Annotated in this window: 11 protein-coding genes; 7 read left to right on the top strand and 4 right to left on the bottom strand. The window is 64.5% G+C overall.

The window, feature by feature from the left end:
* From Q0L57_RS34330 to Q0L57_RS31875, 3 genes are all read left to right on the top strand, one after another.
* Positions 1-54: 50S ribosomal protein L36 (locus Q0L57_RS34330; RefSeq protein WP_366940970.1), on the top strand; the 54-nt coding region annotated here is incomplete at its 5' end.
* 169 nt (positions 55-223) lie between these two features.
* A complete protein-coding gene (locus tag Q0L57_RS31880; protein WP_296747069.1) occupies positions 224-856 on the top strand; it encodes a hypothetical protein in 633 nt (210 codons plus the stop codon).
* An 81-nt stretch (positions 857-937) separates the two neighbouring features.
* Positions 938-2,005 carry an alpha/beta hydrolase gene (locus Q0L57_RS31875; RefSeq protein ID WP_296747068.1) on the top strand — a complete coding sequence of 356 codons (1,068 nt, stop codon included), beginning with the start codon at positions 938-940 and terminating at the stop codon, positions 2,003-2,005.
* A gap of 27 nt (positions 2,006-2,032) precedes the next feature.
* Here Q0L57_RS31875 and Q0L57_RS31870 read toward each other — a convergent pair whose 3' ends face one another.
* From Q0L57_RS31870 to Q0L57_RS31860, 3 genes are all read right to left on the bottom strand, one after another.
* The gene (locus tag Q0L57_RS31870; RefSeq protein ID WP_296747067.1) at positions 2,033-2,764 is read right to left on the bottom strand and encodes a L,D-transpeptidase; all 732 of its coding nucleotides are present in this window, start codon (positions 2,762-2,764) and stop codon (positions 2,033-2,035) included.
* A gap of 190 nt (positions 2,765-2,954) precedes the next feature.
* Entirely contained in the window at positions 2,955-4,391 is a 1,437-nt protein-coding gene (gene pyk / locus Q0L57_RS31865; RefSeq protein WP_296747066.1) for a pyruvate kinase, read from the bottom strand.
* Entirely contained in the window at positions 4,388-4,945 is a 558-nt protein-coding gene (locus tag Q0L57_RS31860) for a DUF1036 domain-containing protein (RefSeq protein WP_296747065.1), read from the bottom strand. The genes pyk and Q0L57_RS31860 overlap by 4 nt, the downstream gene beginning before the upstream one ends.
* A gap of 179 nt (positions 4,946-5,124) precedes the next feature.
* Between Q0L57_RS31860 and Q0L57_RS31855 the strand changes: the two genes are divergently transcribed.
* The 3 genes from Q0L57_RS31855 (at position 5,125) to Q0L57_RS31845 (ending at position 7,796) form a co-directional block, all read left to right on the top strand.
* Complete coding sequence (locus Q0L57_RS31855) at positions 5,125-5,922, top strand: N-formylglutamate amidohydrolase (RefSeq protein ID WP_296747064.1); 798 nt, start codon at positions 5,125-5,127, stop codon at positions 5,920-5,922.
* 14 nt (positions 5,923-5,936) lie between these two features.
* A complete protein-coding gene (locus Q0L57_RS31850; protein ID WP_296747063.1) occupies positions 5,937-6,245 on the top strand; it encodes a DUF1244 domain-containing protein in 309 nt (102 codons plus the stop codon).
* 369 nt (positions 6,246-6,614) lie between these two features.
* Positions 6,615-7,796: an MFS transporter gene (locus Q0L57_RS31845; protein ID WP_296747062.1), complete on the top strand. Its 1,182-nt coding sequence runs from the start codon at positions 6,615-6,617 to the stop codon at positions 7,794-7,796.
* Here Q0L57_RS31845 and Q0L57_RS31840 read toward each other — a convergent pair.
* A complete protein-coding gene (locus Q0L57_RS31840) occupies positions 7,754-8,668 on the bottom strand; it encodes a LysR family transcriptional regulator (protein WP_296747061.1) in 915 nt (304 codons plus the stop codon). The two genes, Q0L57_RS31845 and Q0L57_RS31840, sit on opposite strands and share 43 nt — an antisense overlap.
* A 96-nt stretch (positions 8,669-8,764) precedes the next feature.
* Here Q0L57_RS31840 and Q0L57_RS31835 point away from each other — a divergent pair.
* Positions 8,765-9,329 (top strand): NAD-dependent epimerase/dehydratase family protein (locus tag Q0L57_RS31835; RefSeq protein ID WP_296747060.1); only part of this gene is annotated, 565 nt, incomplete at its 3' end.

Below are 9,329 nucleotides of genomic sequence, written 5' to 3'. Positions count from 1 at the left end.
CGCATCTACATCATCAACAAGACCGCTCCGCGCTACAAGGCGCGCCAGGGCTGAGGTTTTCGCGCGGCGTAGTGTATGTCGCCCAAAAGTGCCAAGCGGTTTTGGGATAACGACATGCACAATAAAAGCACGCCGCGCGCCGCTTGATGTTGGTCGCCGGCGCGCCGGCCTTCTCATGCTAAATTCATTTTGACGATCCGCCGTGCGGGATTAGTTTCCGACGATGCGGATTCTTTTTGTATTTATCGTCCCGCTTTTCGTGTCCGGCACCGTCTTGCCGGCATTGGCGCAGGACCAGGCTACGCCGCCTGCCGAAACGGCGCCTCCAGCGGCGACGCCGCCCGAAGCCACGCCACCGCCCCCTGCCCCGACCAAGCAGGGACGGCTCGACCAGCTCTTTGCCGACCTCAAGCGCGAACGCAACGAGAAGGCTGCCGAGCGCATCGCCGGCCGCATCTGGAACGAGTGGAACCAGTCCGGCAGCGCCTCGATCGACCTGATGATGCAGTGGGCGCAAAAGGCGATGGAGGACCAGAAATTCGACGTCGCGCTCGACTTCCTCGACCAGGTCGTGACCTTGCAGCCCGACTATGCAGAAGGCTGGAACCGCCGCGCCACCGTGCATTTCATGATGAAGAACTACGGGAAGTCGATGGCCGACATCGACCGCACGCTGCAGCTTGAGCCGCGCCATTTCGGCGCCCTGTCCGGACTGGCCCAGATCATGGCCGAGACCGGCCACAAGCAATCCGCGCTTGAGGCCTGGCAGAAAGTGCTCGCCATCTACCCGATGATGCGCAGCGCCCAGAACCAGGTTTCGACGCTGTCGGAAGAGCTGGCGGGCGAAGGCATCTGATGGTTTTTAGGGAAGTACGGCTCTTCTACCCCACTCCCCTATTCCCCTAAACTAACTTCGCTCGACACTCGTATTCCCCGTATGAACCTCATCTGCGCCGCGCTCCTCTTCATCATCGCGCTCGTCTTCGCCTTGGCCGGCGTTACCCGCACCGGCGTCTGGCTGATTGAGCGCCGCAATCCGCCTGTCGGTGAATTCGCCGACCTCGACGGCGCACGCATCCACTATGTCCACGTCCCCGCCCCCAGGGACGCCATCCTGCCGCCCGTCGTCTTCATCCACGGCGCCAGCGCCAACCTCAAGGACCAGATGCTGCCGCTCAGGCCGTTACTCGAAGCCCGCGCGGAAATGCTGTTCCTCGATCGTCCCGGCTTTGGCTGGTCGGATCGCGGCCCAGGCAACAATGAGACACTGGCTGCGCAGGCGGATACCGTCGCTGCGCTGATGGATCGCGTGGGCATCGAAAAGGCGATCATTGTCGGACACTCCTTCGGCGGCGCCATCGCCACCGCCTTCGCCCGCCGGCATCCCGACAGGACGCGCGGCCTCGTCTTCCTCTCGCCCGTCAGCCACCCCTGGCCCGGCGGCGCTACCGCCTGGTACTACAAGCTGACGGCCACGCCCGTGATCGGCTGGCTGTTTTCCGAAACGCTCGCCTACCCGGCGGGCATGCTGCAGGTCGGCGACGCCACGGCCTGCGTCTTTTCGCCGAACAATCTGCCGGACGATTACATCGGCGAAGCTTCAATCCCTCTGGTATTGCGCCCACCGGCCTTTCGCGCCAACGCCCGCGACGTGGCTCAGCTATACGACTATGTCCGCGCCGCCTCGCCGGCTTATCCCGAGATCAAGGCGCCGACCGTCGTCATATCAGGCGATCGCGACAAGGTGGTCTACGCGACGATCCATTCCGTTGGTCTGCAGCGAGATATTCCCGGCGCCGAACTGGTCTGGGTCCGCAACCTCGGCCACAAGCCGGACTGGATCGCGCCCGACCTCGTCGTCGGCGCCATCGAAAAGATTGCCGGCGCGCCAATCGATTTGCGGGCCCTGGCAAGGACGGTCGAGTCGCGGATTGCCGGCGACACGCAAGGCGCCGGCAGGTGCCCGGAGCTTCAGGTTCCGGATGCCGAACTCGCGCCGACTTGAAGCCGGTCCCGGCAAGGTCATCCGGCTCTAGATGACAAGCAGTGTCGTCTTGGCGGGAACGCGGTCGTACAGGTCGATGACATCCTGGTTGAACATGCGCACGCAGCCCGAGGATGCGGACTTGCCGATGGACTTCCAGTCTGGCGATCCGTGTATCCGGTAGAGCGTGTCGACCCCGTCCTTGAAAATGTACAGGGCGCGCGACCCCAGCGGATTGCTGACGCCGGGCTGCATGCCCTGGCGCCATTTCTCAAGCTTCGGATCCCTGCGGATCATGGCGGACGGAGGCGTCCATGTCGGCCACTTGCGCTTCCACTGCACGATCGCCCGGCCCTTCCACGAATAGCCCTGGCGGCCGAGCCCGACGCCGTAGCGCATGGCCTTTCCGTCCTTGAGCACCAGGTAGAGATACTTGTCCGTCGTGTTGACAACGATCATCCCCGGCAGTTCGCCGGTGGGATCGTCTACGATCTGGCGCAGGAACCGTTCGTCGACCTTGGCAACAGGAATGGCCGGGAGGGCGTGGCCGCCGTCGTCCACCGCGTCGTACATACCCGCATAACCGGAAGGCGCCGCGACAGGGTCGGTGCCTGCAACCTCGACCGGCGCCTTTTCGTGCATCGGCTCGGCCGGCGCGGGCATCGGCAAGTTCGCGGCCGCGATTGGCTGCCTGGGCAATTGGGCGCAGGCTGAGATGGCCGATACTCCAACGAGCGAGAGCCCGGTCAGCAAAGACCGGCGCGAAACAAGGGACGACATTCGGGATACTTTCAATCTATTGGGAGTACGGGCGGACGCCGAACGAATGCCGGCGCCGGTTCACCGCTTTCTGTAGCGGCGATCGAGGCAACCCTGTGTCGCGGCAAGTGCCGCGATCATTGCCTATGCCTTTGTTGTATTATGGCCACAGCGCGCAAGCCTGCGCGCAACGTCCGGCAGCTCCGCAGTGTTACCGGCTGCTCTGCGTGTCCGACCCGACATAGGCGATGCGCAGCATGTTGGTCGAGCCGGGCGTCCTCAGCGGCACGCCGGCCGTGATGATGACGCGGTCGCCCGGCTTGCCGAAGCCTTCGTCCAGCGCGATGCGGCAGGCACGGTCCACCATGTCGTCGAGGTCGGTGGCGTCCGGCGACACCACGCAATGCGTTCCCCACAGCAGCGACAGCCGGCGCGCCGTGTTGACGATCGGCGACAGCGCCACGATCGGCACCTGCGGGCGCTCGCGCGCGGCGCGCAGGCCCGTCGTGCCGGAAGCCGTGTAGGTGATGATCGCCGACAGCTTCAGCGTTTCGGCGATCTCGCGCGCGGCGAGCGAAATCGCGTCCGCGCCGGTCGCTTCCGGTTCGGACCGCTGCGCGTTGATGATGCCGGCATAGGTCGGGTCGGTCTCCACCTTCGTGGCGATGCGGTTCATCATGCCGACCGCCTCGACAGGATAGGCGCCGGCGGCGGATTCGGCCGAAAGCATGATCGCGTCAGCGCCTTCGAAGACGGCGATCGACACATCGGAGACCTCGGCGCGGGTCGGCACCGGCGCGGTGATCATCGATTCCAGCATCTGCGTGGCGATCACCACCGGCTTGCCGGCGCGCCGCGCGGCGCGCGTGATCTGCTTCTGGATACCAGGCACCGCTTCCAGCGGCATCTCGACGCCGAGATCGCCGCGAGCGACCATCAGCGCATCCGACAATTCGATGATCTCGGCCAGGCGAGCGACCGCCTGCGGTTTCTCGATCTTGGCCATGATGAGGGCTCGGCCGCGCGCGATCTTGCGCGCCTCGGCGAGATCTTCCGGCCGCTGCACGAAGGACAGCGCCACCCAGTCGACGCCCTCGGCCAGTACCGCGTCGAGATCGGCGCGGTCCTTCTCGGTCAGCGCGCCGACCGGCAGGTCGGTGTCGGGCAGGCTGACGCCCTTCTTGTCGGAAATGCCGGTGCCGGCGACGACCGTGCAGGTGATCGACTTGCCGTCGCTCTTCACCGCCTTGAGCTCCAGCTTGCCGTCGTCGATCAAAAGTCGGTGACCGGCCTCGACCGAGCTGAGGATTTCCGGATGTGGCAGGTAGACACGGCTGGACGTGCCGGGCGCCGGATTGTCGTCGAGCGTGAAGGTCTGGCCGGCGGTCAGCACTTCCTTGTTGTTGGCGAACTTGCCGACCCTCAGCTTCGGGCCCTGCAGGTCTGCGAGGATACCGATCGGCCGGCCGACCGCCGCCTCGACTGCGCGGATGCGCCCGACCAGCGTGCGCATCAGCTCGTGGTCGGTGTGGCTCATATTGATGCGGAAGACATCGGCGCCCGCTTCGAAAAGCTTTCTCAGCATCTCCTCCGAGGAGGAAGCCGGACCGATGGTGGCGAGGATCTTGACCTTGCGGTTACGTCTCATTGACTGTTTGTTCCCGGAGCGGGGGCCGCAGCTGGCGCGCCTCCCGTTGCGGGCTCGTCGGTCAGCTGGACCATCCAGCTTGCCTGCTCGCCCGTGTCATATTCCTGAAATCCGGCGCGCTGGAAGCCCCGGGCGACGCAATCATTCACGCCGGCAATCTTGAACTCTTTCTCGGCGACGCACATGTTGATCGGGCCATCCCACCGCCCGCCACGCTCGGCGTCTTCTGCATAAAGATAGTAAAACCTTGATGACAGCGGCCCCTCGATCAGCGTCTTGCAGGTCGACCCTTCGATGTGCCACCAGCCTTCCGTGATCCAGCCGGCCTTGGCCCGATAACCGATGCCGACACCCACCAGATTTTGCGTCGCGTTGCAGACGCGGAAGTCGGCGCGCGCCGGCGAGGCCGCTGCGATCGCGCACAGCGCCGCGCCGACAATGAGGAATGGCAGGGCCAGGCGCTTGCGCGACCTGCCGGCAAAACCCATTCCAAATCCCTTCGCCAACCACATATGCATCTCTCGACGACCCTTTTCAGCAAACTCCGGGCGCATGTCAACGCGCCGTTTTGTTCAATTCCAATCGATTTAGAAGGGCTCGGCGCGCGGAATGTCGTCCCATCCGGGATTTTTTGCAGAAACCGTGGCCAAACAACGGCATTGCGCCAGCGTCCTCTTCGTGGAATGACGATAGCATCCTGCCTGGAAGCCAGCGAACAGACCATTTTCCGCCGATGACCCGATCCACAGTTTTCGCGCCCTTCGACATCGTCGAGGGCGACCGCAAGAAAGGCATCGTGCTTCTGGCCGACCATGCCCGCCGCGACCTGCCGGACGAGTATGGCAGCCTCGGCTTGCCGGCTGAGGAATTCGACCGCCACATCGCCTATGACATCGGCGTCGAGACGGTGACGCGCGAACTGGCTGCCGCGCTCGACGCGCCCGCCGTGCTCGCTGGCTTTTCACGGCTCCTGATCGATCCCAACCGGGGCGAAGACGACCCGACGCTGATCCGCCAGCTCTATGACGGCACCATCGTGCCCGGGAACTACCCGATGGCCGCCGAGGAGCGGGAAAGGCGGCTCGACCGGTTCTACCGGCCCTACCATGACGCCGTCGGCGCGATGATCGCCTCGGTGGCGCATGCTTCGGGAAAGGCGCCCTTCATCTTCTCGGTGCATTCCTTCACCCCGGTCATGCAGGGTTTGGTCCGCCCCTGGCATGTCGGCATTCTGTGGGACCTGGACGACCGCGTGGCGCGGCCGCTGATCGACATGCTGGGCCAGGACAAGGACCTCGTCGTCGGTGACAACGAGCCGTATGACGGCGCGCTGCGCGGCGACACGATGTTCAAGCACGCCATCGTCAACGGCTACGCGCATGCGCTGATCGAGATCCGCCAGGACTTGATCGCCGACCGGGCCGGCGCTCTTGCCTGGGCCGAGCGGCTCACACCGATCGTTGACGCCATAGATCGTCGTCCCGATATACATGAAGTGAAGCGGTTCGGTTCTCGCACCGGGCCGGTGTGATGGAGTTCAAGAAGATGACCGAACTCAGCGAAGAGCAGAAACGCGAATTCGAGGCCGCCGCCTTCCGCCGACTCGTCCAGCATCTGCGAGAGCGCGGCGATGTCCAGAACATCGACCTGATGAACCTCGCCGGCTTCTGCCGCAACTGCCTGTCCAACTGGTATCGCGAGGCGGCCGAAGCCGACGGCCTGGCGCTTTCGAAGGACGAGTCACGCGAGATCATCTACGGCATGCCCTATGCCGAATGGCAGGCGCTCAACCAGACGGAAGCCTCCGAGGCCAAGAAGGCCGAGTTCGAGGCAAGGCGTCCGAAGGATCATTAGCGAATTTGCCTTAGGCGATCCCAGACTTCGTCATCCTAGGGCGCAGCGACGCGAAGCGTCGCGTAGACCCTAGGATCCATGCCGTGACGCTAAGGCGTTGCAACGGTTACAGAATTCTGCACCGGTTGCGTTCCGGGGAAGTCGCGGCATGGATCCTCGGGTCTGCGCGCGTCGCTTCGCTCCTTGCTCCGCCCGTGGATGACGAACGTGAAAGCGTTTCGGCCAACCTCCCACGCAACCATCTGCCACGAGCGGGATCGATCCTTGGTTGCTCCCTTGGTCCAAGCACTTCCCTGATACGGTTCTTGACTACGAATTGAATCGATCTAATTTGCCGCGAAAAGCCATCGGCAAAGCGGACTTCAGACCATGAGCGCGCAAATCACGATGCAGGCCGCGACGCGTGGCCGCTGGGCCGTCGCCGGCATGTTCCTGGCCAATGGCTTCCTCACCGGCAGCTGGGCGCCGCAGATCCCGGTGTTCCTGACCCGACTGGACATCTCGAAATTCACGCTGGGGCTGCTGATCCTTTTGTTCGGCGTCGGCGCGGTGGCGGCGATGACCTGGTGCGGACATCTGATCTCCAGGCACGGCTCGCGCACCGTGGTGCGCTGGTTTGGCCTCTGCGCCAGCTTCGGCCTGCTGGCCGTGGCGCTTGCGCCCAATGTGCCGCTGGCCGCGATTGCCATGCTTTTCTTCGGCGGCTCGTGCGGCGGCATGGATGTGGCCATGAATTCCAATGCCGTGGTCGTCGAACGGCGGCTGTCTCGGGCGATCATGTCGTCCTCGCACGGCTTCTGGAGCCTCGGCGGTTTCGCCGGCGGCGCGCTCGGCGGCTTCGCCATCCAGACCTACGGTTACCTCGCCCATGCGGTCGTCGTGACGGCGATCGCTTTCGCTGTCGTTGCCTTTACCATCGGCTATCTCGTCGCCGAAGATAAACCGCAGGCTGCCGAGCACCAGAAATTCTCGCTGCCGCGGCACACCATCGTTTACCTGGTCGGCCTGATGGCGCTGCTGACCATGATCTCCGAGGGCGCGGTGCTCGACTGGGCGGCGCTCTACCTCCATCAGGAACTCGGCGCCGACCTTGCCGTTGCCGGCCTCGCCTATGCCGCCTTCTCCGGCGTCATGGCGCTGATGCGCTTCCTGGGCGATGGCGTGCGCAACCGTTTCGGCGCAGTGACAACGCTACGCGGCTCGGCGCTTGTCGCGGCGGCGGGCATGCTTGTGGCCGGCCTTTCGCCCTCGCCTTACCTCGCCATCGCCGCCTTCGCCTTCTGCGGCTTCGGCATCGCCAACATGGTGCCGATCCTGTTTTCGGCCGGCGGCAATCAGGAAGGCATGTCGTCCGGCACCGGCATGAGCGTGGTCACCACCATGGGCTACTCAGGCATATTGGTGGCGCCGTCTGCAATCGGCTTCGTCGCCGAGCATTCGAGCTTCGGCCCGATCTTCGTCGCGCTTTCCGGCCTGCTGGTCATCGTCCTGCTGATGGCCGGACTCGCTCACCGCGCCGAATTCGCTCCCGTCGCCGTGCCGGCCGAATAGCGCTTCAACTCTTCATGCAGGAAATCCGCAACGCGGCGGATGCGTAGGCTGGTACGCACGTCCCGATGCATGGCGAGCCAAACCGGCAAGGTCGGCAGGGGCACGTCCGGCAGCAGCCTTTCCAATTGCGGATCGCGATGCACAAGCGGCTCCTGGCCGATGCCCACGCCATTGCCTGTCCGCACTGCTTCCCACAGCACGATCTGGTTGTCGGTCCGAAAGCGAAAATGGCTGCGGCTGACCGGAATGCCGAAGGCGGTGAAGCCGCGGATGATCTCTTCGCTGCGGTCGAAGCCGACCAGGGCGTGATCGACCAAATCGGTTGCTTTCTCCGGACGGCCGCGCCGGTCGAGATAGGACTTCGCCGCGCACAGGCAGAGCGGGATGTCCGTGACCTTGCGCGCCACCAGTTCGTTCTGCGCCGGCCTGACCATGCGGATGGCGATATCGGCATCGCGACGCAGCAGGTTCTCGACCTGGTTCGAGGCGACGATCTCGACCTCGATGCCCGGTTCCTCTTCGCCAAGCCCTGCCATCATCCGCGGCAGCACGAATGCCGCGACCACCTCCGAGGCGGCAATACGCACCGTACCCTCGATCGCTTCGACCGATCCGAGCGCCAAGAGCGAGAAGGCATTGGCCTGCTCGCTCACTACGCGTCCGCGCTCGTAAAGCGTGCTGCCCGCCTCGGTCAGTTCGTAGCCGCGCCGGCCGCGCCGGAACAGCGTGACGCCGAGCGCCTGCTCCAGTTCGGCAATGTGGCGCCCAAGCGTCGGCTGGCTGGCTGCCAGCCTGCGCGCCGCCGCCGAAAGGCTGCCGGTCTCGGCCACCGCGACAAAACTCTTGATTAGGTTCCAGTCGAATTCAGTCATTCATTTCTGAATAACACATCGCCGAAATCAGTCAATTTTCATTCGTTGGTGAACCCATCACATTAGCGATGCAAACGCAAACAACGGAGACCAACAATGACCAAGATCGCAATTCTCGGCGCCAATGGCCGGCTCGGCCGCGTGGTCGCCAAGGCCTTCATCGACGCCGGCTTCGACGTCCGCGCCATCACACGCACCGGCAAGGTGCCGGCCGAGCTCAAGGGCGCCACCGCGGTCGCCGGCGACGCGCTGGACCGCGACTCGCTTATCCGCGCCACGCAAGGCGTCGACATCATCTTCAACGGCCTCAACCCGATCTACACCGACTGGGGCAAGTGCCTGCCGATGGCCGAAAACGTCATGGCCGCCTGCCGCGCGAACGGCGCGCTGCACCTCTTCCCGGGCACCGTCTACAATTACGGCTCGCCGATGCCGCAAGTGATCACCGAGCAGACGCCGTTCCATCCGACGACCGAGAAAGGCCGCATCCGCTGCGCCATGGAAGACCTCTTCCGCCGCGAGGCCGAAGCCGGCCGTGTACGCACCATCGTTCTCAGAGCCGGCGACTTCTTCGGCGGCACCGGCACCGGCTCCTGGTTCGACCTGGTCGTCGCCGCCAAGATGAGCAAGGGCATCTACACCGCGCCCGGCCCGGCCGACC

Source organism: Mesorhizobium sp. (assembly GCF_024509055.1).
GTDB lineage: Bacteria > Pseudomonadota > Alphaproteobacteria > Rhizobiales > Rhizobiaceae > Mesorhizobium.
The sequence above is the reverse complement of the archived record's forward strand: the minus strand, read 5'-3'. Positions and strand labels throughout refer to the sequence as shown.